Annotated in this window: 21 protein-coding genes and 1 pseudogene; 14 read left to right on the forward strand and 8 right to left on the reverse strand. The window is 71.7% G+C overall.

Annotation, left to right across the window (positions count from 1 at the left end; genetic code table 11):
* Nucleotides 1-152: 152 nt before the first annotated feature.
* Nucleotides 153-1,124: a COX15/CtaA family protein gene (locus BG452_RS08655; RefSeq protein ID WP_411292904.1), complete on the reverse strand. Its 972-nt coding sequence runs from the start codon at nt 1,122-1,124 to the stop codon at nt 153-155.
* A 209-nt stretch (nt 1,125-1,333) separates the two neighbouring features.
* Here BG452_RS08655 and BG452_RS08660 point away from each other — a divergent pair, with 209 nt between their 5' ends.
* Together BG452_RS08660 and BG452_RS08665 are read left to right on the forward strand one after the other, a co-directional pair.
* Nucleotides 1,334-2,677, forward strand: coding sequence for a choice-of-anchor A family protein (locus BG452_RS08660; RefSeq protein WP_188303616.1), 1,344 nt, complete (start codon nt 1,334-1,336; stop codon nt 2,675-2,677).
* Nucleotides 2,678-2,995: 318 nt separating this feature from the next.
* Nucleotides 2,996-3,694 carry an LAETG motif-containing sortase-dependent surface protein gene (locus BG452_RS08665; RefSeq protein WP_188303617.1) on the forward strand — a complete coding sequence of 233 codons (699 nt, stop codon included), beginning with the start codon at nt 2,996-2,998 and terminating at the stop codon, nt 3,692-3,694.
* A gap of 67 nt (nt 3,695-3,761) precedes the next feature.
* On the opposite strand, the gene BG452_RS08670 is transcribed toward BG452_RS08665, so the two are convergent.
* Together BG452_RS08670 and BG452_RS08675 are read right to left on the reverse strand one after the other, a co-directional pair.
* Nucleotides 3,762-4,496 carry an ABC transporter permease gene (locus tag BG452_RS08670; RefSeq protein WP_188303635.1) on the reverse strand — a complete coding sequence of 245 codons (735 nt, stop codon included), beginning with the start codon at nt 4,494-4,496 and terminating at the stop codon, nt 3,762-3,764.
* A gap of 65 nt (nt 4,497-4,561) precedes the next feature.
* A complete protein-coding gene (locus tag BG452_RS08675) occupies nt 4,562-5,506 on the reverse strand; it encodes an ABC transporter ATP-binding protein (RefSeq protein ID WP_188303618.1) in 945 nt (314 codons plus the stop codon).
* 164 nt (nt 5,507-5,670) lie between these two features.
* On the opposite strand from BG452_RS08675, the gene BG452_RS08680 reads away from it, so the two are divergent.
* The 8 genes from BG452_RS08680 to BG452_RS08715 all read left to right on the forward strand — a co-directional run bounded on the left by BG452_RS08680 (nt 5,671) and on the right by BG452_RS08715 (nt 12,482).
* Complete coding sequence (locus tag BG452_RS08680) at nt 5,671-6,531, forward strand: helix-turn-helix transcriptional regulator (protein WP_188303619.1); 861 nt, start codon at nt 5,671-5,673, stop codon at nt 6,529-6,531.
* Nucleotides 6,532-6,540: 9 nt separating this feature from the next.
* Nucleotides 6,541-7,956, forward strand: a complete 1,416-nt coding sequence (sufB, locus tag BG452_RS08685; protein WP_188303620.1) for a Fe-S cluster assembly protein SufB — start codon at nt 6,541-6,543, stop codon at nt 7,954-7,956.
* A 62-nt stretch (nt 7,957-8,018) separates the two neighbouring features.
* Nucleotides 8,019-9,248 carry a Fe-S cluster assembly protein SufD gene (gene sufD / locus BG452_RS08690; protein WP_188303621.1) on the forward strand — a complete coding sequence of 410 codons (1,230 nt, stop codon included), beginning with the start codon at nt 8,019-8,021 and terminating at the stop codon, nt 9,246-9,248.
* A gap of 5 nt (nt 9,249-9,253) precedes the next feature.
* Nucleotides 9,254-9,571: a bifunctional 3-phenylpropionate/cinnamic acid dioxygenase ferredoxin subunit gene (locus BG452_RS08695; RefSeq protein ID WP_188303622.1), complete on the forward strand. Its 318-nt coding sequence runs from the start codon at nt 9,254-9,256 to the stop codon at nt 9,569-9,571.
* Between the two features lie 6 nt (nt 9,572-9,577).
* Nucleotides 9,578-10,342, forward strand: a complete 765-nt coding sequence (sufC, locus tag BG452_RS08700) for a Fe-S cluster assembly ATPase SufC (RefSeq protein WP_188303623.1) — start codon at nt 9,578-9,580, stop codon at nt 10,340-10,342.
* Nucleotides 10,339-11,598: a cysteine desulfurase gene (locus BG452_RS08705; RefSeq protein WP_188303624.1), complete on the forward strand. Its 1,260-nt coding sequence runs from the start codon at nt 10,339-10,341 to the stop codon at nt 11,596-11,598. The genes sufC and BG452_RS08705 overlap by 4 nt, the downstream gene beginning before the upstream one ends.
* Nucleotides 11,599-11,618: 20 nt before the next feature.
* Nucleotides 11,619-12,071: a Fe-S cluster assembly sulfur transfer protein SufU gene (gene sufU / locus BG452_RS08710; protein ID WP_188303625.1), complete on the forward strand. Its 453-nt coding sequence runs from the start codon at nt 11,619-11,621 to the stop codon at nt 12,069-12,071.
* Nucleotides 12,072-12,092: 21 nt separating this feature from the next.
* Nucleotides 12,093-12,482: a metal-sulfur cluster assembly factor gene (locus tag BG452_RS08715; RefSeq protein WP_223241945.1), complete on the forward strand. Its 390-nt coding sequence runs from the start codon at nt 12,093-12,095 to the stop codon at nt 12,480-12,482.
* Nucleotides 12,483-12,763: 281 nt separating this feature from the next.
* On the opposite strand, the gene BG452_RS08720 is transcribed toward BG452_RS08715, so the two are convergent.
* Nucleotides 12,764-13,624, reverse strand: a complete 861-nt coding sequence (locus tag BG452_RS08720) for a hypothetical protein (protein WP_188303626.1) — start codon at nt 13,622-13,624, stop codon at nt 12,764-12,766.
* 327 nt (nt 13,625-13,951) lie between these two features.
* The gene (locus tag BG452_RS45395; protein ID WP_411292905.1) at nt 13,952-14,302 is read right to left on the reverse strand and encodes a GNAT family N-acetyltransferase; all 351 of its coding nucleotides are present in this window, start codon (nt 14,300-14,302) and stop codon (nt 13,952-13,954) included.
* 225 nt (nt 14,303-14,527) lie between these two features.
* Between BG452_RS45395 and BG452_RS08730 the strand changes: the two genes are divergently transcribed.
* Nucleotides 14,528-15,184, forward strand: coding sequence for a Uma2 family endonuclease (locus BG452_RS08730; RefSeq protein ID WP_188303628.1), 657 nt, complete (start codon nt 14,528-14,530; stop codon nt 15,182-15,184).
* Between the two features lie 69 nt (nt 15,185-15,253).
* Here the strand turns inward: BG452_RS08730 and BG452_RS08735 are convergent, their stop codons facing one another.
* A complete protein-coding gene (locus tag BG452_RS08735) occupies nt 15,254-16,585 on the reverse strand; it encodes an MFS transporter (RefSeq protein ID WP_188303629.1) in 1,332 nt (443 codons plus the stop codon).
* A gap of 328 nt (nt 16,586-16,913) precedes the next feature.
* On the opposite strand from BG452_RS08735, the gene BG452_RS08740 reads away from it, so the two are divergent.
* Nucleotides 16,914-18,551: a hypothetical protein gene (locus tag BG452_RS08740; protein ID WP_188303630.1), complete on the forward strand. Its 1,638-nt coding sequence runs from the start codon at nt 16,914-16,916 to the stop codon at nt 18,549-18,551.
* Nucleotides 18,552-18,601: 50 nt separating this feature from the next.
* On the opposite strand, the gene BG452_RS08745 is transcribed toward BG452_RS08740, so the two are convergent.
* Nucleotides 18,602-19,060: a VOC family protein gene (locus BG452_RS08745; protein WP_188303631.1), complete on the reverse strand. Its 459-nt coding sequence runs from the start codon at nt 19,058-19,060 to the stop codon at nt 18,602-18,604.
* A gap of 136 nt (nt 19,061-19,196) precedes the next feature.
* On the opposite strand from BG452_RS08745, the gene BG452_RS08750 reads away from it, so the two are divergent.
* Both BG452_RS08750 and BG452_RS45405 read left to right on the forward strand, forming a co-directional pair.
* Nucleotides 19,197-20,387: a hypothetical protein gene (locus BG452_RS08750; RefSeq protein ID WP_188303632.1), complete on the forward strand. Its 1,191-nt coding sequence runs from the start codon at nt 19,197-19,199 to the stop codon at nt 20,385-20,387.
* A gap of 218 nt (nt 20,388-20,605) precedes the next feature.
* Nucleotides 20,606-20,794, forward strand: a pseudogene (locus tag BG452_RS45405) (alkaline phosphatase PhoX); the annotation flags it as partial.
* Between the two features lie 32 nt (nt 20,795-20,826).
* Here the strand turns inward: BG452_RS45405 and BG452_RS08760 are convergent.
* The coding region (locus BG452_RS08760) for a PucR family transcriptional regulator (RefSeq protein WP_188303633.1) at nt 20,827-22,182 on the reverse strand (1,356 nt) is incomplete at its 5' end.

Here is a 22,182-nt window from a genome sequence, read left to right on the forward strand (position 1 = left end):
CGTCGCCGACCAGCTCAACCGCCGCCCACGCAAAACGCTCGGCTGGGAAACCCCAGCCGAGCGCCTGCATAAACTCATCGCGGCCTAGACAACCGACCACGTGTTGCGACGACCACTAGAAACCGCCCGGGATGGGGGCCCTTCGTCGTACCTCAGACTGCGGCGGGTTGCGGGGTCTGGGCGGGGAGCTGGTCGGTGATCTCCTCTGCCTCGCGTACGCGGAGGGCGAGCGGGATGCGGAGGGCGGCGATCCACGTCAGGCTGGCGCCGAGCATGTGGAGGCCGACCATCAGCTCGGGAGCATCCGTGAAGTACTGGATGAAGCCGAGGACGCCCTGGAGCAGCAGGACCGCGAGGAGTTCCTTGGTGCGGGACTTGGCTGCCTGGGGGGCCTTCACGGCCGCGAAGACGAAGATCAGGGCGATGGTGAGGCCGACCGAGATGAACGCGAAGTCGGCGTGGAACTGGGCCAACCTGTCGTAGTCGATCGGGATGCGCGGGACGATCTTGTTGTCCTGCGGGGTGCCCGGGTGGTGGCCGGCGCCGGTGACCAACGTGCCGGCGGCGACGAGCAGGCCGACGACGGTGACCAGAACGTAGGAGAGTTGGTGGATGGGCCGGGCCACCGACAACTTCGGTGCGCCGTCGCCTTCCTTGCTGCGCTCCCACATCAGCAGGGCGACCCAGACGAGCGCCACCGCGGCGATCATGTGCAGCGCCACGGTGTACGGGTTCAGGCCGGTCAGTACGGTGATGCCGCCGAGCACGGCGTTGCTCATCACCAGCCAGAACTGGGCCCAGCCGAGCTTGGTCATGCTGCGCCGCCAGGGGCGGTGGCAGCGGGCGGCGAGAATCGCCCAGCCGACGGCCGCGCTCAGCACATAGGTGAGCATCCGGTTGGTGAACTCGACGATGCCGTGGAAGCCCATTTCGGCCGTCGGGGTCAGGCTGTCGGCGGTGCAGCGGGGCCACGTCGTACAGCCGAGGCCGGAGGCGGTGAGCCGGACGGCGCCGCCGGTGACGACGATCACCACGCTCATCACCAGCGCGGCGAACGCGGCGCGCCGGACCATCGCGGCGGAGGGCTGCCAGCGCTCGGCGAGCAGGGAGAAGAGGTTAGGCACGCGGTCAATCGTAGGTGGCCTTACAGGCGATCTTGGCGCGGGGCGCGGGGTCGGGCGCTACCCGGACCGGCCGGGGATCAAACAGGACTGTTCGGGCAAGGCGGTCATTGGTCTTGACCATTCACCCGTTCGGCCGAAAGAGTGCGGATTGGTCCATACCTTTTTTCGGGCCTCTCCCACTCCTCCCGCACGCAGCGGAGATCCTGCACATGCGCATATCCACTTCCGCCGCCGCGCTCGCGGTCGGCGGCTCGCTCGCCCTGGCCGGCCTGATCGCCCCGGCCGCCCACGCCGTCGGCACCCTCGGCACTGTCGGCACTGTCGGCACCGACCGGGAGTGCCGCAGCCTCGGGGTCGCCAACCTCTACGGCGAGTTCATCGAGGGCGACGACACCCACACCCCCGACGCCGAGGGCGCGGTCGCGGTCGGCGGCAACGCCGACTTCACCGGCGGTTTCTCGGTCGGCCAGGAGCTGACCGCCGCCGAGGTCGACGCCCTGCCCGGCAAGAACGCGCTGGTCGTGGCCGGCAGGATCACCGGCCACAACACCCAGGTGATGAAGGGCAACGGCGTCTACGGCTCCAAGGCCGACGGCGCCGTCGTCCAGGCCCACGCCGGGACGATCGCCCAGGGAGCCTCGCCGATCGACTTCAAGGCCGAGTTCACCAAGCTGCGCGCCGCCGCCACCTCGCTGGCCGCCGTGCCGCAGACGGCCGGAGCCACCGTCCAGGCCAAGGGCGCCGAGCTGACCTTCACCGGCGGCGACGCCACGTACAACAGCTTCACCGTCGACGCCGCGAAGCTCCAGGGCGCCAAGGACGTCTTCGTCAAGGTGCCGGCCGGCTCGGTGACCGTCATCAACGTGACCGGCGGCTCGTACGACATGGCGGCGGCCGGGACCGCCGGCTTCCACCTGTGGGACGAGGGCACGTCGGCCTTCGTGCTGGACGACAAGCTGCAGAGCGCGGCGGGCGGCGCGATCCGGGCCAGGCTGCTCTGGAACTTCCCCACCGCGACCAAGGTGGTCAAGAACGGCAAGGCCGCCTGGGCCGGCACGGTGCTGGCACCCAACGCGGCCTTCGACCTCGGTAGCGGCGGCCCGGTCAACGGTTCGGTGATCGCGGCCTCGCTGACCGGCAAGGGCGGCGCGGAGACCCACCACTACCCGTTCGCCGGCTGCCTGCCCGGCACCGTGGTGCCCACCACCCCGGCCACGCCGCCCGTCACTCCGCCCGTCACCCCGCCGGTGACGCCGAGCGGCTCGCCGACCACCCCGGTGACGCCGAGCGCCTCGACCGGGCCGTCCGGCTCCCCGAGCGTTCCGGCGACCGGCAAGCCGGGCGGGAGCGGCTCGCCCAGCCCGTCCGCCTCCGCCTCGGCGGCCGTGCCGGGTGCCTCGGCCAGCCCGTCCGCCCGGGCGAACGAGGGCGGCGACCTGGCGCACACCGGCTCCGGTCCGGTGCTGCCGCTGGCGATCGGCGGCGCCGTGGTGCTCGCGGCCGGTGGCGGGATCGTGGTGGCGGCCCGGCGCAAGGCGGCCGGGAAGGCCTGACCGGTCGGAATGCCCCGGATGTTCGTCGACTGATCGACAGTGCGCCCCTGGTGATTGAACCTGATCGCCGGGGGCGTCGTTGTGTTCCTAAGGTGACGAAGTCCATTCAACTTCGCCGGATCCGCGTTGTGCGAGGTGACGGCTGTGATGGGCTGGTCATGCACATCCGGAAACGGACCGACAGACGAAATCCGGTCGCGCGGCGGGGTGTGGTGGGGTGAGGAAGTGCCGGTAGAGTCCCCCGGACATGTCGTAGCGGGCCACCGCGAACCACTTCAACCCGCCTGCTGCGCAAGACCGTTCGGAGGGGAACAGGTAATGGCGCGACAGCAGCGGAACATTCGGATGGGCGCGGCGGCACTCGCGGGCACGGCGGCGGCCGGATTCCTCCTGCCCCTGGCGCTGGCCACCAACGCCTCGGCACACGTACCGACTTGGTCGGTGACCTGCGACAAGGTCGTCATCGACCTGATCAACTACAGCCCCAAGCCTGACGTGAAGAACACCGTCAGCCTCACCGTCGGCGACGAGAAGGTCCTGGACGCCAAGGGGTTCCCGGCGGAGTTCCACGGCACCTTCCCGGTGAAGGACCACGACGCCCCGGTCACGGCGCACCTGGTGGTCAAGACCACCGAGACCCCGGCCGAGAAGGGCTGGAGCATCGACGAGACCAAGACCATCGCGCCGTGCCACACCCCGACGCCGACGCCCACCCCGACCCCCACCAAGACGCCCACCCCCACCCCGACCCCCACCCCCACCAAGACCCCCACCCCGACGCCGACGCCGACCGGGACCCCGTCGGCGACGCCCACGCCGAGCACGACTCCGACGGTGACCCCCACCCCCAGTACGACCCCGGCCGCCCCGGCGCCCAGCACCAGCGCCCCGGCGCTCGCCCAGACCGGTAGCAGCGACGCCACCCCGATCATCGCGGCGGCCGGCGGCGGTGTGCTGCTGGTCGGTGGCGCGCTGGTGCTGCTGGCCCGCAAGCGCCGTGGCGGCAGCGCGAGCTGACACCTGAAAACCGCGACGCCCCCGGCCGGTTGAGGCCGGGGGCGTCGTGCGTCGAGTGCCGGGGGCGTTACTCCCAGCGGAAGAACCGGGCGGCCGCGGCCAGCCCGAGGACGGCCCAGCCGGCCAGGATGCCGAGGTCGGACCAGGGCACCCCGGCGCCGTGCTGGAGCACCGAGCGCAGGCCGTCCGAGAGCGCCGAGATCGGCAGCAGTTCCAGCACCGACCGCACGGCGTCGGGGAACTTGCTCAGCGGCACGATCACCCCGCCGGCCAGCAGCAGCAGGACGAACACCAGGTTGGCGGCGGCCAGGGTGGCCTCGGCCTTGAGGGTGCCGGCCATCAGCAGGCCCAGCCCGGAGAAGGCGGCGGTGCCGAGGACCAGCAGGGCGGCGACCGCCAGGGCCCCCTGCGGTGTGGCGAGTCCGTGCGGGGACCAGCCGAGCGCCAGGGCGACCACCGACAGCAGCGCGACCTGCAGCACCTCGGTGACCAGCACGCAGCCGGTCTTGGCGGTCAGCAGCGTCCAGCGCGGCATCGGGCTGGCGCCGAGCCGCTTGAGCACGCCGTAGCGGCGCTCGAAGCCGGTGGCGATGGCCTGCCCGGTGAAGGCGGTGGACATCACGGCCAGGGCGAGCAGGCCGGGCGCCAGGAAGTCGACCCGCTTGCCGGGGCCGTCCACGGCGACGATGTCGACGGCGGAGAACAGCACCAGCAGCACGGTGGGGATGACCACGGTGAGCAGCAGCTGCTCACCGTTGCGCAGCAGCATCCTGGTCTCGAAGGCGGTCTGGGCGAGCAGCATCCGCCCGACCGGGGCGGCGCCGGGCTTCGGGGAGAAGTCGGTGGGCGTCGCGTCCGTTGTGGTGGTCACGAGCGGAGCTCCCGTCCGGTCAGGTCGAGGAAGACGTCTTCGAGGCTGCGGCGCTGGACGGCCAGCCGTTCGGGCAGGATGCCGGAGCCCGCGCACCAGCCGGTGACGGCGGCCAGCAGCCGGCTGGGGTCGAGCGGCGCCTCGACCCGGTAGCTGCCGGGGGCGGTCTCGGTGGCGGTGGCGCCCGCGGGCAGTTCCTTGAGCAGCGGGCCGAGGTCGAGGCCGGGCGGGCCGTCGAAGCGCAGGGCGTCCTCGGCGCCGCCGCGGCACAGCTCCTCGGTGGTGCCGCCGGCGATGACCTTGCCGTGGTCGACGATGGCGACGTGGTCGGCGAGCTGTTCGGCCTCGTCCATGTGGTGGGTGGTGACCACCACGGTGACGCCGTCCCGGCGCAGGTCGCGGACCAGGTCCCAGGTGGCGCGGCGGGCCTGCGGGTCGAGGCCGGCGGTGGGCTCGTCCAGGAAGACCAGTTCGGGGCGGCCGACCACGGCCATCGCGAGGGCGAGCCGCTGCTGCTGGCCGCCGGAGAGCCGGCGGTAGGTGGTGCGGCCGCAGGAGCCGAGGCCGAGGCGTTCGACCAGGGTGTCCACGTCCAGCGGGTGGGCGTGCAGTCTGGCGGTGTGCCGCAGCATCTCCACGGCGCGCGCGCCCGCGTACACGCCCCCGGACTGGAGCATGACGCCGATCCGGGGCCGCAGGGCGGCACTCTGGGTGACCGGGTCGAGGCCGAGGACGCGGACGGTGCCGGCGTCGGGGCGGCGGTAGCCCTCGCAGGTCTCGATGGTGGTGGTCTTGCCGGCGCCGTTGGGGCCGAGGACGGCGGTGATCGTGCCGCTCATGATGGTCAGGTCGAGGCCGTCCACCGCGGTCACGCGGTTGTTGAACCCAGTGCCGTAGTGCTTGACCAGCCCGGCGACCTGGACCGCGGGTTCGGAGTGCATACCGGCGAGTCTAAGAGGGCCGAACGGACCGGCCGGACACCGGCCTTGGTGATCGTTTTCGCTGATCAGGTAAGCCTTACCTGCGTGACAGATGCCACGGGTGAGGCCTGGATCACGGGTTGTCCTGTCGGAAGTAATTACGCAACACTGGTGTTGTGAAAAACATGCGCGAGCACACCACGCAGGCGGAGGCCGAGTCGGCCCCCGACTGCGACGTGCCCGTGACGGCGGCCGAGGTGCTGCTGGACGGCCACCGGGCCACCCGCGACCGGGTCGCCCGGTCGATCCTGGACCACGGCCCCTCCTCCGCCGCCGACCTGGCGAACCGGCTCGGCCTCACCGCCGCCGCCGTCCGCCGTCACCTGGACGGACTGGTCGCCACCGGCCTGGTCGAGTCCCGCGAACAGCGGGTCTACGGCAGCCGGGGCCGGGGCCGTCCGGCCAAGGTCTTCGCCCTCACCGACGCCGGCCGGGACGCCTTCTACCAGGCGTACGACCAGCTCGCCGCCGACGCACTGCGCTGGATCTCCGACGCGGTGGGCGGCGGCAAGGCGGGCGAGGAGGCGGTCGCCGCCTTCGCCCGTGCCCGGTTCGGCAAGCAGGGCGAGAAGTACCAGGAGAGCCTGCGGCAGGCCGACGCCCGGGAACGCCCGGAGGTCCTTGCCCAGGCGCTGAGCGCGGACGGGTACGCTGCCACGGTGCGGCGTGTCCCGTCGGCCGGGGCCAAGGCCCCGGCGGGCGCCCAGCTCTGCCAGCACCACTGCCCGGTCGCGCACATCGCCGAGCAGTTCCCGCAGCTCTGCGAGGCGGAGACCGAGGTCTTCTCCCAGCTCCTGGGCACCCATGTGCAACGGCTGGCCACCATCGCCCACGGCGACGGGGTCTGCACCACCTACGTGCCGGCACCCGGTGCCGCATCGTCGCCCGCCCAGCGCACCGCGGGCCACGGTTCCGATGCGGCGCCGACTGCCTGCATGTCCACTGAAGATTCAGCGTCCACCGAAGATTCTGCGTCCGCGCGTTAGGAAGCTCGCATGACTGACACCGTTTCGCACCCGGAGCTCGAAGGCCTGGGCACTTACGAGTACGGCTGGGCCGACCCGGACGCCGCGGGCGCCACGGCCAAGCGCGGGCTCAGCGAGGAGGTCGTGCGCGACATCTCCGCGAAGAAGAGCGAGTCCGAGTGGATGCTCAACCTGCGTCTCAAGGGCCTGAAGCTGTTCGGCAAGAAGCCCATGCCGACCTGGGGCTCCGACCTCACCGGCATCGACTTCGACAACATCAAGTACTTCGTCCGCTCCACCGAGAAGCAGGCCGAGTCCTGGGAGGACCTGCCCGCGGACATCAAGGCCACCTACGACAAGCTGGGCATCCCGGAGGCGGAGAAGCAGCGCCTGGTCGCCGGTGTCGCCGCCCAGTACGAGTCCGAGGTCGTCTACCACCAGATCCGTGAGGACCTGGAGGAGCAGGGCGTCATCTTCCTGGACACCGACACCGCGCTGCGCGAGCACCCGGAGCTGTTCAAGGAGTACTTCGGCACCGTCATCCCGGCCGGCGACAACAAGTTCGCCGCGCTGAACACCGCGGTGTGGTCCGGCGGCTCGTTCATCTACGTGCCGAAGGGCGTGCACGTCGACATCCCGCTGCAGGCCTACTTCCGGATCAACACCGAGAACATGGGCCAGTTCGAGCGGACGCTGATCATCGTCGACGAGGACGCCTACGTCCACTACGTCGAGGGCTGCACCGCGCCGATCTACTCCTCCGACTCGCTGCACTCGGCGGTCGTCGAGATCATCGTCAAGAAGGGCGGCCGCTGCCGCTACACGACCATCCAGAACTGGTCGAACAACGTCTACAACCTGGTCACCAAGCGCGCCGTGGCGTACGAGGGCGCGACCATGGAGTGGGTCGACGGCAACATCGGCTCCAAGGTCACCATGAAGTACCCGGCCGTCTACCTGATGGGCGAGCACGCCAAGGGCGAGACCCTGTCGATCGCCTTCGCGGGCGAGGGCCAGCACCAGGACGCCGGCGCCAAGATGGTGCACATGGCGCCGAACACCTCGTCCAACATCGTCTCCAAGTCGGTGGCGCGCGGCGGCGGCCGCACCTCCTACCGCGGTCTGATCGAGATCGGTGAGGGCTCCAAGGGCGCCAAGTCCAACGTGCTGTGCGACGCGCTGCTGGTCGACACCATCTCCCGCTCGGACACCTACCCGTACGTGGACGTCCGCGAGGACGACGTGTCCATGGGCCACGAGGCGACGGTCTCCAAGGTCAGCGAAGACCAGCTGTTCTACCTGATGAGCCGCGGTCTGACCGAGTTCGAGGCCATGGCGATGATCGTCCGCGGCTTCGTCGAGCCGATCGCGCGCGAGCTGCCGATGGAGTACGCGCTGGAGCTCAACCGGCTGATCGAGCTGCAGATGGAGGGCGCGGTCGGCTGACGATCGGCCGTACCGCCGCCATCCATCCGGAATTTCTGAGGAAGAGAGCACAACGAACAGCCATGGCTGAGCAGAACACCACCGGCTCCACCACCGCCGGTTCGATCGAGGTCGGCACCGCCGGCGCCGGCGCGCAGCTCGCCGGCCCCGGCACCGGCCGCAGCACGGTCCAGCAGCCGATCGACGCGCGCGTCGCGGTCAAGCCGTCCTTCGACGTGAACGACTTCCCGGTGCCCACCGGCCGCGAGGAGGACTGGCGGTTCACCCCGCTGCACCGCCTCGGCGGGCTGCACGACGGCACGGCCGCCGATGCCGCGCGCGGTGAGGACAAGGTCGAGTTCACGCTGCCGGACGGCGTCACCGCCGAGACCGTCGGCCGGGACGACGCCCGCCTGGGCAAGGCCGGCACGCCGGTCGACCGGGTCGCCGCGCAGGCCTTCAGCGCCTTCGACCAGGCGCTCGTGGTGACCGTCCCCAAGGACGCGGTGCTGACCGAGCCGGTCAAGATCGACGTGCGCGCCGAGGGCGGGGTCCGCTTCGCCCACGTGGTGATCGACGTCAAGCCGTTCGCCGAGGCCGTGGTGGTGCTCAACCACGCGGGCACCGGCACCCGGGCCGCCAACGTCGAGCTGCTGGTCGGCGACGGCGCCAAGCTGACCTTCGTCTCCGTCCAGGACTGGGAGCGGGACGCCGTCCACGCCGCCCAGCACAACGCGCTGGTCGGCCGGGACGCCTCGTACAAGTCCGTGGTCGTCACCTTCGGCGGCGACCTGGTCCGCCTGCACCCGCGGGTCAACTACGCGGGCCCCGGCGGCGAGGCCGAGCTGTTCGGCCTGTACTTCGCGGACGCCGGCCAGCACCTGGAGCACCGCCTGGTCGTCGACCACGACACGCCGCACTGCCGGTCCAACGTGGCGTACAAGGGTGCGCTGCAGGGCCAGGACTCGCACGCGGTCTGGGTCGGCGACGTGCTGATCCGCGCCGCCGCACTCGGCACCGACACCTACGAGCTCAACCGGAACCTGGTGCTCACCGACGGCGCCCGGGTCGACTCGATCCCGAACCTGGAGATCGAGACCGGCGAGATCGTCGGCGCCGGCCACGCCTCGGCGACCGGCCGTTTCGACGACGAGCAGCTGTTCTACCTGATGGCCCGCGGCATCCCCGCCGACGAGGCCCGCCGCCTGGTGGTCCGCGGCTTCTTCGCCGAGCTGCTCCAGCAGATCGGCGTGGCCGAGGTCCAGGAGCACCTCATGGAGAAGATCGACGCCGAGCTGGAAGCGGCGGTCTGATCGCGATGAGCTTCCTCCGTGCCTGCGCGCTGAGCGACCTCCAGGAGGACGTTCCCAAGCGCGTGGACCTCAACGGCGTGCCGGTCTCGATCGTCCGCACCGACGAGGGGGTGTTCGCGATCAACGACACCTGCTCGCACGCGAACGTCTCGCTCTCCGAGGGCGAGGTCGAGGACTGCATGATCGAGTGCTGGCTGCACGGTTCCAGCTTCGACCTGCGCACCGGCAAGCCCTCCGGCCTGCCCGCCACCAAGCCGGTCGCTGTCTACCCCGTAAAGATCGAAGGGGACGATGTGCTCGTCTCCGTCAACCAGGAGTCCTGAGTACACATGGCAACCCTTGAAATCCGCGACCTGCACGTCTCCGTCGAGGCCGAGAACGGCCCGCGCGAGATCCTGAAGGGCGTCGACCTGACCGTGAAGCAGGGCGAGACCCACGCCATCATGGGTCCGAACGGCTCCGGCAAGTCCACCCTGGCCTACTCGCTGGCCGGCCACCCCAAGTACACCGTCACCGGCGGCACCGTGCTGCTGGACGGCGAGGACGTCCTGGAGATGTCCGTCGACGAGCGTGCCAAGGCCGGCGTCTTCCTGGCCATGCAGTACCCGGTCGAGGTTCCCGGCGTCTCGGTCTCCAACTTCCTGCGCACCGCCGCCACCGCCGTCCGCGGTGAGGCCCCCAAGCTGCGGCTGTGGGTCAAGGAGGTCAAGGAGGCGATGGCCGCCCTGCAGATGGACCCGGCGTTCGCCGAGCGCAACGTCAACGAGGGCTTCTCCGGCGGTGAGAAGAAGCGCCACGAGATCCTCCAGCTGGAGCTCCTCAAGCCGAAGATCGCGATCCTCGACGAGACCGACTCCGGCCTGGACGTCGACGCGCTGCGGATCGTCTCCGAGGGCATCAACCGGGTCCGCTCCACCGGCGAGGTCGGCACCCTGCTGGTGACCCACTACACCCGCATCCTGCGGTACATCAAGCCCGACTACGTCCACGTCTTCGCGGGCGGCCGCATCGTCGAGTCCGGCGGCGCCGAGCTGGCCGACAAGCTGGAGAACGAGGGCTACGAGGCGTATGTGAAGGGGGGCGCGTCCGAGTGACCCATCCGTTTACGGGACTGCTCGACACCGACGCCATCCGCAAGGACTTCCCGGTCCTGCAGCGGCTGCTCCACGAGGACAAGCCGCTGGTCTACCTGGACAACGCGGCCACCTCGCAGAAGCCGCGCCAGGTGCTCGACGCGCTGACCGGCTACTACGAGCGGCACAACGCCAACGTCCACCGCGGCGTGCACGTGCTCGCCGAGGAGGCCACGGCGCTGTACGAGGGCGCCCGCGACAAGGTCGCGGCCTTCGTCAACGCGCCGAGCCGCAACGAGGTGATCTTCACCAAGAACGCCTCCGAGTCGCTCAACCTCGTTGCCAACATGCTCGGTTGGGCCGACGAGCCGTACCGGGTCGACGCCGACTCCGAGATCGTGATCACGGAGATGGAGCACCACTCCAACATCGTCCCGTGGCAGCTGCTCTCGCAGCGCACCGGTGCGAAGCTCAAGTGGTTCGGTCTGACCGACGAGGGCCGGCTCGACCTGTCGAACATCGACGAGCTGATCACCGAGAAGACCAAGGTGGTCTCCTTCACCCTGGTCTCCAACCTGCTCGGCACCGTCAACCCGGTCGAGACGATCGTCCGCAAGGCCCAGTCGGTCGGTGCGCTGGTCGTCATCGACGCCTCGCAGGCCGCCCCGCACATGGTGCTGGACGTGCAGGCGCTGGAGGCCGACTTCGTCGCCTTCACCGGCCACAAGATGCTGGCCCCGACCGGCATCGGCGTGCTCTGGGGCCGCCAGGAGCTGCTGGAGGACCTCCCGCCGTTCCTCGGCGGCGGCGAGATGATCGAGACCGTCACCATGGGCTCGTCCACCTACGCCCCGGCGCCGCACAAGTTCGAGGCCGGTACCCCGCCGATCGCCCAGGCGGTCGGGCTCGGCGCGGCCATCGACTACCTGTCGGCGATCGGCATGGAGAAGATCGCGGCGCACGAGCACGCGATCACCGAGTACGCGGTGGAGCGCCTGCTGGAGGTCCCGGACCTGCGGATCATCGGCCCGCGCACGGCCGTCGACCGCGGTGCGGCGATCTCCTTCACCCTCGGTGACATCCACCCGCACGACGTGGGCCAGGTGCTGGACGAGCAGGGCATCGCCGTGCGCGTCGGACACCACTGCGCGCGGCCGGTCTGCCTGCGGTACGGAATTCCGGCGACCACGCGAGCGTCGTTCTACCTGTACTCGACGCCGGGCGAGGTCGACGCGCTGATCGACGGTCTGCACCACGTCCGGAACTTCTTCGGCTGACGGGACAGGGCAGGACGATCATGAAGCTCGACTCGATGTACCAGGACATCATCCTGGACCACTACCGCAACCCGCACGGCAAGGGGCTGCGGGACGGCGACGCCGAGGTGCACCACGTCAACCCGACGTGCGGCGACGAGATCACCCTGCGGGTGAAGCTCGACGGCGCGACGGTCACCGACGTCTCGTACGAGTCCCAGGGCTGTTCGATCAGCCAGGCCAGCGCCTCGGTGCTGAACGACCTGGTGGTCGGCAAGACCGTCGGCGAGGCACAGGCCGTCCAGGAGGCCTTCCTGGAGCTGATGCAGAGCAAGGGCCAGGGCGAGGGCGACGAGGAGGTGCTGGAGGACGCGGTCGCGTTCGCCGGTGTCTCCAAGTACCCGGCCCGGGTCAAGTGCGCCCTGCTCAGCTGGATGGCCTGGAAGGACGCCACCGCCCAGGCGCTCGCCCAGCACCCCGCCGTGAACGACTGATCCCGCAGAGGAGGAATGACCATGACTGACGAAACCCCCTCCGCTGCGGACACCGCCGCGGGGGAGCAGCCGACCGGCCTCATCGTCGGCACCACCGCCGGCACCGTCTCCGTCGAGGACCTGACCGAGGCCCTGATGGACGTCGTCGACCCCGAACTGGGCATCGACGTCGTCAACCTGGGCCTGATCTACGGCATCCACATCGACGAGTCCGACGTGGCCACCATCGACATGACGCTCACCTCGGCGGCCTGCCCGCTGACCGACGTCATCGAGGACCAGGCCAAGACCGCCACCGACGGCCTGGTCCAGGACCTGCGGATCAACTGGGTCTGGATGCCGCCGTGGGGCCCGGATAAGATCACCGACGACGGCCGCGAGCAGCTCCGCGCGCTCGGCTTCAACGTCTGAGGTCTTTCGACGATCGTCAACCCGCTGCCGCGCGAACCCATGGGTTCGCGCGGCAGCGGCGTATCCGGGGCTCAACGTCTGCCTGCACCCGCTTCGCCCGCCGTCGGGTGAACACCCGCGCTCCATCCGCCCGGCCGGGCGGTGCGCGGCGCTGATGGAACAGGGCCGAGTACTCGCCGGAAGCACGTGGCCGGGCGACGTATCTGGCGGATGTGAGAGGGCCCGGTCCTGCCGGAACCCCTTCGGACCGGGTGGAATCACAGGTCTCAGGCGGCGAGGTCTCAGGCGGCGAGGTGCGCAGGCCGCCTGCCGGTCATGGCGGAGCGCATGGCGGTTCGGACTCGGGCGGCACCTGCGGTTGCCACGTCCGCTCCCTTGCCGGTCGTGAGGGTTCGGGTGGTCAGGCCGGCGCACGGGCGGCAGATGCCCGGTCGGGGCACGGGGTCGTGGCACTTGGCGCACTCGGCGTACCGGGCTGGTGGCCGTGCATTGGGCCGGGCCGGCGGCATCTTGTGTTCCAGGCGGTAGCGGAGCACGGCGATCGCCGAGTGCATCGGGACGGGCAGGCCCGGCAGCAGGGCGTTGGTGAGGTCGGCGGAGGTGCAGCCGCGTGCCAGCCACTGCGCGACCAGGGGCGCCAGTTCGGCGGCTTCGGCCTCGCCGAGGCGTAGTCGGGGCTCGGGCCGGATCACCCGGAACAGGGTGGCCACCGCTGCGCGGGCCTCCTCGGTCTCGGAATCCGGAGGCGGCGGGAGGGTGGGTCCTTGCTGCCGGTTCTTTACTACAGGGCCGTCAGCGCGACCGGTGGCCGCTCCACCGGACGCCGGAGGGGTGGCACTCGGTCGCGAGAGCTGCGGGGTGTCGAAGACATGGGTCTCGCTGATGATCGTGCCGTCCGGCAGGCGGATCTTCTCGACGCGGTAGTAGCCGGCCTCGGTCAACTCCTTGAGCGCCTTGCGGATCGCGCCTCGGCCCTGGGGGCTGGTGTCGGCCATGTGCCGCCCGTCCTCGCGCCAGCCGTCGGGGCGGGAGAGGAGGTCTGCGAGCAGACCGCGTGCCGTGTAGCTCAACCGCCGGTACTGGAGTAGGGCGTTGGGTAGCACGGTGAAGTGGCGTACGTGTTCGGTACGATGGATGTGCATCGGGAGGTTGTGCTCCTGTTGCCGGACCCCGGAGCGTTGGCGCGCTGCCGGGGTCGCCTATTTTTCTGTTTGATTACGGAACGTACCACAACGGCCAGACAGGCAAGTCGCGTTCAGGGAAGCAAGTCTGACGGACAATCAGGCTCTGTCGATTTCCGGCGAAACCGTGTGCGATGGCTGTCGTGGTTTGCACGTGGATGATCGGGTGGCCGAGCCCGTCCTGCCGCTCCCGTGGTTACCCGGCCGCGAGGAGTTCCCCGCGCTCGACGGCACACCCGAGCTTCGGGTACTCGATCATGCGCTGATTACCGCCGCCGTTCCCTCGGGTCACGCGATCGGGCGGAGCATGGAGTCGTAGCGGGGCGAGTCGGGGTAGGGCTGCATCGTGCCCATTCGGGTGTAGCCCCACCGCTCATAGAGCACCCGGACCTTCGGGTGGTCCTCCTCGACCAGGAGGTGGGAGCGGTCCTCGATCCGGTGGGACAGCAACTCCTCGTGCAGGGTGCGTGCGACGCCAGTGCCGCGCCAGCGCTTACGGACCATCACCTCGCACAGGGCGAAGGTTCGGGTGTCGGTCGAGGTGGACGCGCTCGCGTGGGTGGCACTCGCCGAGATCCCCGCGTACGTGCCGTACGGGCTCTTCGAGCCGGTGCAGGTGTACCTGGACTCTGCGCTCATTGCCTGACCGCTCGCCGCCATCAACCTTGTCCGCATCGACGCATGGCGCACTGCCTCCCACCTGGCAGCATTCCGCCCCGCCGGATCGCATCCAGCGGGGCAGAGACAGGAGTCGTCAACGTGCTGCCGCGCAAACCTCTCCTTCGAGGGAAGGATTTGCGCGGCAGTGGTATATCTGCGACTGGGCGGCCAGGCTGGTGCCGCGACCTCGGAGGGAGCGAAGTCATGTCGGTAGTGGCGTTTGCGCAGTTGCTCCTGCCTGACTCGCCGTACGCCATGTGGGTCCGGGGGGAACTGGGGGAGTACCTCCGGCTCCCGGACGACGGCACGCGGGTCGAGGTGGTCGGAGGGGAGATCGTCGTGTCACCGGCGCCGGTAGTTACGCATGCGGTGTTCCTCTCGCACATCGAGCGGCGGTTCACCCTCGCCCTGGGATCGGGCCCGGACTTCCCGTGGAGGGCGCTTCAAGCGATCAATCTGGACTTGGTGGAGATCGGAGACGGCTACGTTCCGGACCTCGTCGTCGTGGATGCCGAGGTGGAGGAGCGGGCGCTGGACGGGGACGTGGCCGGTCTCTACCCGCACGACATCGTCATGGCGGTCGAGGTGACCTCCCCGTCGAACGCGCGGTACGACAGGCGCCCGATGTTCGGTAGGCAGGTCAAGTCCACCAAGTGGAGCGGGTATGCGCGCTCTGGGGTGCCGTACTACCTGCTGGTGGATCGGGATCCGCGGCAGCCCGGCGTCACGCTGTTCGGCGAGCCGAACAAGGGCGAGGGGACGTACGAGGTGCTGGGGGAGTGGAAGTTCGGCGAGACCGTTCGGTTGCCGAAGCCCTTTGACGTCGAGATCCCCACCGACCGATGGAAGGCTTGGGAGTAGACGGAACATGCCGCTGCCCGGGACTCCTGTGAGGAAGTCCCGGGCAGCGGTGTTTCGTGTCCCTGGGGCTCAGGCCTGCTTGGGCTTGCGGGCGACGGCCAGGGCCAGGGCGGTGCAGAGGGCGGCGGCGAGGGTGGCGAAGCCGCTGACGGCGGGGAGGAGGCCGTAGGCCTGGACCAGGGCGCCGACGATGACGATGGGGAGGGAGCTGCCGAGGTAGACGATCACCCAGAGGGCGCTCATCTCGGAGCCCCGGCGTTCCGGGTCCATCGCGGCGACGGCGGTGGTGAACAGGGAGCGGAAGGCCACGCCCTGGCAGGCGCCGCCGAGGACGCTGCCGATGAACAGCAGCGCCGGGGTGCCGGTGTACCCGGCGGCGACGACCAGGGCGAGGCCGGCGGCGAGGCCGGTCATGCCGAGGGCGATCACCAGGCGGTCCGCGGTCGGCGGGACGATCAGCTGGGCGGCGGCCGAGGAGCCGAGCAGCAGGGCGGCCACGATCGCGCCGGTCAGGTGCGAGGAGGTGTGCAGCAGCTTGCCGGCGAAGGCCGGGGCCAGGCTGAGGTAGACGCCGAAGACCGCGTAGGAGATGAACCCGGCCGAGGCGGCGAGCAGGAACTCGCGGCGGCCGGTGCGCGGCAGCCGCAGCCGCTGGGGGCGCAGGTGGGCCGGGGTGGTGATCCGGGGCGGGGAGGCCGGCGGGCGGTTGCGGCCGGGCATCCGGGGGTGGACCAGGGCCAGCGGCACGCACAGCGCCAGCAGGGCGACGGCGTGCAGCAGGAAGGGCGTCAGCAGTGGGTCCGAGCCGCCGGCCAGCAGGGCGCCGACGATCGGGCCGAGCGCGACGCCGCCTGCGGAACAGGCCAGGGTGAGCTTGGCGGCCAGGGTCGGGCGGTCGGGTAGCAGGTCGCCGAGGGCGGCTCCGGCGGCGCCGGTGGACAGGCCGACGGCGACGCCCTGGACGGCCCGGCCGACGGCGAGCTGCCAGAAGCTGCCGGCGGTGGCGAACACCGCGTCCCCGGCGGCGGCCAGGAGGACGGCGGGCAGGATCAGGGCGCGGCGGCCGAGGTGGTCGGACCAGTGGCCGACCACGGCCAGCACCGGGACCAGGGCGAACACGTAGATCGTGAAGAGGATCGTGGTGTCGAGCGGGCCGAGCCCGAGGCGCTGTTGGAGGAGCGGGTAGATCGGCGTCGCCAGGTTGGCACCGATCAGCATCAGTAGCAGGGCGGCGGCCACCAGGCCGACGCGGATGCCGCGCAGCGCGTTCCAGCGGCTGATCGCGGCGAGCTGGAGCTGGGCGCGGGGCGCGAGCTCCAGGGGAAGCAGGGCCTCCGACAGTCGGCGTCCGTCGAGCTGCGCGGTGCGCAGTGCGGAGCCGGCGGGGGAGAGGTCCGCCATGGCAGGGGTCTCCTGTGGCCGGGCACCACCGGGGTCGGCGGGGTGTGCCGGCGCGCCCCTCCGGAGGCGCTGTGGTGGTGGCCGCGGTGCGGGGCTCCCTGGTGGAGCGGATGAGCTGAGAGAAGAGGGGCTTCGTTGCCCGTGGCCCGCGCGGGGTTGTGCGCGGTACCAATGCGAAGGATAAGGGGTGGGCGCGCGGAAGCGGCGCGCGCCCCTGTGCGCGCCCCTCGCGGCCGGGCATCGGGGGTGCCCGGCCTATACGCTGAGGTGGTAGATCGACACGCGGAGCTGTTCGAGCGGACCGCTGGCTGAGGGAGAGCACACGACGATGGCCGGACGACGTCGGAAGAACGTGGGGGCTTCGGCGGGAGAGGGTGCGGCCGAGGCGGTCCTGCCCGCGGACCTGGAGCTTCAGGACCTCTACGGGGCGTTCGCCGCGCACGGTCTGGACGACGAGGACCTGGACGACGCGGCGGTGCTGGTGCCGCCGGTGAAGCTGCCCGCCGAGCGGGAGCTGGCCGAGCAGGCGAAGGCCGTGCCGATGTTCGGCTACGCGCTGGCGCTGGCCCGCTGGGCGGCCCCGCACCGGGTGGTGGACGAGTTCGGCGACCTGGTCGAGGAGGACCGGGCGCCGGTCGCGCGGCTGCTGGGGCTGGCCCCGGCCGAGGGCGAGGTGCCGGAGGAGGCCGAGGTCGAGGCGCTGCGGGCCTGGTCGCTGGCCTGCGACCTGGACCTGGTGGAGCTGGGCACGACCGCGGCCGGGGAGCACGTCGCGGTGCCCGGCCCGGACCTGGAGCCCGCCGAGGAGGGGGACCCGGAGACCGTCCTGGAGCTGTGGCTGACCGCCGCCGGGATCGTCCGGGAGCTGGCGGTGGACGCCGACTCGCTGCCGGAGGAGGACGAGGAGGGCACGGAGGGCACGGAGGCGTCGAAGGCCGAAGCCGCCTCCGAGGAGGACGAGGACGGCCTGAGCGAGGTCGAGGAGGCTCGGGACGCCGCCGCCGAACTGCTCGACGAGGCGCTGCAGGTGCTGTACGAGACCACCGCCTTCGCCGACCCGGGCAACGAGACGGTGCCGCTGGGCGTGCTGGCCGCGCTGCTGGTGGTGCCGGAGGGCGAGGAGCCGAGCGAGGAGCTGCTCGGCGACATCACCGATGTGATGGTCGCCCTGGACCCGATGCTGGGCGACCTCGCCGAGCTGGGCCTGCTGGAGTACCGGCCGATCGACCCGGAGCTGTTCGACGAGGAGGAGGGCGAGGAGCCCGCCGTCGTCGGCGAGGAGCCGTTGGACGAGGAGGAGTCGGCCCGCTTCGGGCTGGTCCGGCTCACCCCGCTCGGCCAGTACGGCATCCGGCAGTGGCTGCTGGAGGACGGCTACGACGCGCCGCTGGTCGGCGAGCTGGCCCAGGGGGACGCCGCCGAGCTGCTGCGCGGGGTGTGCGAATCGGCCAACGTGCTGCCGGAGGAGGAGCTGCGGGTCTGGGTGGCCGACCGGGAGCCGGAGCAGGCGGCGCGGGAGCTGCTGGCGGCGGCGCGCGGCGACGACGCGTACGGCCCGCTGCGCCGGATGCTGTGCGTCTCGGCGCTCGACCTGCTGGGGGCGGGCGCCGAGCCGGCCGTCCGGGAGGTGCTGGACGACCCGGAGCTGGGCGGTTCGGCGCGGGCCTGGCTGTCCGCGCTGGGCCTGCCGGACGTGCCGGTGCCGGACCGGGCGATGGCGCTGTGGACGGTGGTCGACACCTTCGCCGCCCAGCTGCTGGACAGCGGCGGCGATGCCACGCTGTTGCGCGAGCTGATCGCCGACCTGCCGGTGAAGGGCGATCCGGCGGCCTGGTTCGGCGAGCTGTGGCGGGTCGACCACCCGTACACGGCGGACGTCCTGGAGGCGATCGGCGAGCTGCACACCGACCGGGCGATCGCCAAGGAGGCGCGCAAGGCGGCCTTCAAGGCGCGCTCCAAGAGCTGAGCTCCCCGGCGGTGTCCTGCGGATCCGGTGTGGATCCGCGGGACACCGCGTTACGGGAGGTCCAGCGAGCCGTCCTCGGTGAAGGGGAAGAACGGGTTGTGGGCCAGCTCCCACAGGTGCCCGTCCGGGTCCTCGAAGTAGCCGGAGTAGCCGCCCCAGCTGGTCGGTACCGGCGGCTTGACCACCACGGCGCCGGCGTCGACGGCCGTGCGCAGGGCGGCGTCCACCAGGGCGGGGGACTCCAGGTTCACGGCGAGGGTGACGCCGCGGAAGGAGGGCTCCCCGGTGTCGGGCACGCCCGCGTCGGCGGCCAGTTCCTCGGTGGGGAAGAGGCCGAGCACCGAGTCGGCGGTGCGGAACCAGACGATCTCCGGGCTGGAGGCGGCGGAGCGCTGCCAGCCGAGGTCCTGGTAGAAGCGGGCACTGCGGTCGAGGTCGGTGACGCCGAGGGTGACGATGCTGATCCGGGCGGGGAAGGCGGCCCGCTCCGGGTTGTTCTGTGCGGTCATGCGGCCAGCGTAGGGAGGGCGGCTGACAACCTGGCCGACTGACACGGCCACCGCCCCCGTGTGCCAGTCGAGCTGATGACCCGGCAGCTCCGGGCACGTAAGGTGGCGTCAGCGGTGCGGGCGCGAGGACTCGGGGGTGCGGCAGAGGATGGTGCGGGAGAGCGGCGGAAGGCCCCAGGAGTGGAACGCCGAGCGGTCGGGGCCCGAGCGGCCGGGCGAGCAGGATCGTTTCGCCGACCAGGAGGAGTTCTCCCGCCGGACCCTCGCCGCGGTGGACTTCCCGGTGTACGGCGTGGCCGGGCCGGAGGGGCGGGGCGAGGCCCTGGCGGCCTTCGAGACCTGCGGCGGCGAGCTGCGCTGGATCGAGGTGCAGTGCGGTGACTGGCGCACCGCGGCCGGGCCGTACGTGACGGTGCGCACCTACCGGCCGGGGGCCGACGGCTGTGAGGTGCTGCCCGAGCTGGAGGACGTGGTCGAGGACGAACGGGACCGGGTCTACGAGCAGTTGGGCGTCGACGAGGGCGACGGGCCGGGCCGGGTGCGGGCGCTGCGCGAGTGGATCACGGTGGACGGCGAGCCGTGCGCGGTGGAGGTGCACGAGGACTGGCCGGTGGCCGCGGTCGGCGCGGGCGGTGGCGCGGGCGGCGGGTCGCAGGAGGCCGGGCCGGTCTGGGCCGGGCGGCTGCGGGTCGGCGACCAGGCCGTCACGGTGTGCGGGCGCGGGCTGCCCCCCGGCGGGGTGGAGCTCGGCGGGATCGGGGACTTCGAGCGCTACCTGCACGGACGCACCGAGCTGCTGCGCGACCTGGCCTCCCGGCGGGCCCGCTACGTCCCGGTCGAGGAGCGTGAACTGCCGCCCGCCGTAGGGCTGGAGGCGCACCGGGAGCTGATCGCCCAGAGCATCGCCGAGGTCGCCGCGATCGAGGCGCAGGTGCGGGTGGGGCGGACGCCGAGGCTGCCGCGCGGGCTGCGCGGGGACGTCTGCGCGGTGCGCTGGGAGGCGGCGGTGCGCCAGCAGATGCGGCTCGCCACGGAGAGCCGGGAGGAGGCCACGGCGGCGGTGACCTCGATGGTCAACCACCTCAACCGGCTGTCCCAGCAGACCCAGTGGCTGGTCGGCACGGCGGAGGGGGAGGCGGCGGTCGAGGAGGTCGTCCGGTACACGGTGTTCGCCAGCGAGGTGGCGAGCCTGCCGGCGCAGCGGGCCTGGGAGCAGCTGTGGCGGGAGCGGCCGGGGACGGCCGGGGCGGGTGGCTGGGAGGAGCACCGGCTGGTGGAGGAGCTGTGGCTGTCGGCCTGGGAGCAGTGGCGGGCGCGGCGCGGCTGACCGGGGCTTGGTAAAGCACGGGTCATGTGTCAGTCATCGGTTGGCGGATGGTCGCCTCGTGGCGAGGTGGGCGTCATGCCGGGTTCGCCCCTGCGGCGGAGTCTGCTGGGCGTCGACGACCCGCCTCGACGCCTGTCCGCCCTTCAGGAGTTGCTGCCGTGTCGCTGTCCCGCCGGGACTTCGTCAACCGTTCCACCCTCGTCGGGGCCGGCGTGCTGATCGCCGGCAACGAGCTGAACATCGGCAGCGCCGGCAAGCCCGAGTTCGGCGAGTTCACCGGGGTGACCTTCTCGGACGACGGACGGACCCTGTTCGCCAACATCCAGGAGCCGGGCATCCAGCCGGCCGTCAGCGGGCCGTGGCGCCGGCTGAACGAGCACAGGCGGTCCCAGGGGTACGGCGCCTGACGTTGCGTCGGATGCGTGTGGCTGTCCGCGGACTACTCGTCCGCGGGCAGCCGCAGTTGCAGCATCGCCAGCAGGCGCTGCTGCGGCTGGGCGAGGTCGATGCCGGTCAACTGCTCGGCGCGGCGCACCCGGTAGCGCAGGGTGTTGGGGTGGATGTGCAGGGCGTCGGCGGCGACCCGGACCTCGCCCAGCGCGTCCAGCCAGGCGAGCACCGACTCGGCGAGCCGGGTGCCGTGCCGGCGGTCGTACGCGGTGAGCGCGGTGAGCCGGGGGTCGCGCAGGCCGCCGCGTTCCTGGAGCAGCGCCAGCATCTCGCTGACCAGCACCTCGGCCTGGACGTCGATCAGCGCCGCGACGTCGAGGTCCACCCCGCCGCGGCCCATCGCGTCCAGGATGCGGTCGGCCTGGGCGCGGGAGTCCGGCACCTGGGAGAGGCCGTCGACGGTCGAGCCGATCGCGGCGCGCAGCGGGATGCCGAGGTGCTCCCGGGCCGCGGTGACCACCTCGGCGGCCCAGTCGCGGACGGTGGTCATCGGCAGGCCGGCCGGCAGCTCCGGCAGCAGCACGTAGACCCGGGACTCGATCGGGGCGAGCAGTGCGGTGCGGTGCCGGGCGGCGGTGTGCACCGAGATCAGGCCGGTGACGTCGGAGCGGTGCAGCGCCTCGGTGGTGTGCGCGGCGTAGGCGAGCACGGTGGCCGGGCGGCGCAGGTCCAGCCCGAGGTGGGTGGCCAGCGACTGGGGGCCGGTGGAGCCCTCCAGCAGCCCGGTCAGCAGGGTCTGGGTGAGTCGGACGTCGGCGGACAACTCGCGGCGGCGGCGCACCAGTTGGGCGGCCGCGACCCGGGCGGCACCGACCAGGGCCTGTTCGGCGTGCGGGGCCAGCGGCTGGGCGCCCTCCTGCACCCAGATGGTGCCGAGCGGCTGGGCCCCGGCCCGGATGCCGACCGCGAGGCGGCGGCGCAGGCCCAGCTCGGGGTGCGGCTCGACCGCGATCGGGGTGTCCGAGCTGCGCAGGTGCTGGAAGATGCCCCATTCGCGGAGCTTGGACAGGTACGGCTCCGGGCCCTGCCAGCCGAGGATGGACAGCCGGCGCAGGTCGTCGACCTCGTCGGAGTCGGAGGAGCGGGAGTAGGCGAGGACCCGGCTGGAGGTGTCCTCGATCGAGACGATGCCGCTGGTGAGCACGGCGACGGTCTGGGCGAGGGAGAAGAGGTCGCCGGCGTTGGGCTCGGGGGCGCCGGGGGAGTCCGGGGCGTCGGGGCCGGCGATGATCGCCCGGGCGAGCGAGTCCAGGTGTTCCCAGCGGGTCTCCCGGCGCACCGACAGCAGGGCGACGCCCGCGTCGGTGGCGGCCTCGCGCAGGGCGTCGGCCTGGCCGGGGGCGTC

Origin of the sequence: Streptomyces sp. CBMA123 (assembly GCF_014596465.1) — a bacterium.
Taxonomy (GTDB): Bacteria; Actinomycetota; Actinomycetes; order Streptomycetales; family Streptomycetaceae; genus Kitasatospora.